The sequence below is a fragment of the Vibrio sp. 1249-1 genome (assembly GCF_033340495.1).
The window spans coordinates 1-510 of sequence record NZ_JAWOWJ010001201.1 but is presented as its reverse complement, the minus strand read 5'-3'; the positions used below and the strand labels follow the sequence as shown (position 1 = coordinate 510).

Annotated in this window: 1 protein-coding gene and 1 pseudogene; both read left to right on the top strand. The window is 42.7% G+C overall.

Annotation, left to right across the window (positions count from 1 at the left end; all coding sequences use genetic code 11):
* The coding region (locus tag R7Z50_RS31260; protein ID WP_318150248.1) for a type VI secretion system contractile sheath small subunit at nucleotides 1-262 on the top strand (262 nt) is incomplete at its 5' end.
* Nucleotides 262-510, top strand: a pseudogene (locus R7Z50_RS31255) (type VI secretion system contractile sheath large subunit); the annotation flags it as partial. The gene R7Z50_RS31260 and the pseudogene R7Z50_RS31255, both read left to right, overlap by 1 nt.

Genomic DNA, 510 nt, shown 5'->3' with positions numbered 1-510 from the left:
TTCTGAATTTGCGGTTGAACTGAGCTTTAAATCGATGCAAGACTTTGAACCAGCAGCGATTGTCAATCAAGTAGAACCATTGCGTCAGCTGATGGAAACTCGTAACAAACTGCGAGACTTGATGACTAAAGTCGACCGTTCGGAAGAACTTGAAAACATCCTAGAAGAAGTTCTCAACAATACAGACAATTTGGCAAAACTAGCTGGTGAGCTAGATCTTGGCAAAAAAGCGCCATCAGAAAGTACTGAGGGAGCAGAATAATGACGACTCAAGTTGAAAAACAACTCGATCCTGCGGTGGGTGAACAAACCACTTCATTTCTTGAACAGGCTATTGGTGCGACGAAACAAACAGAAGCATCGAGAGCAGAAGAGCTGATCAAGACACTGACTGAAGAAGCGATGAAGGGGACGGTTTCTTGGAATAAAAACCTAACCGTAACTTTCCGTGAAGCGATTAATTTGCTTGATAGACAGATTTCAGAGCAGCTTTCTGAAGTTATGCACCAT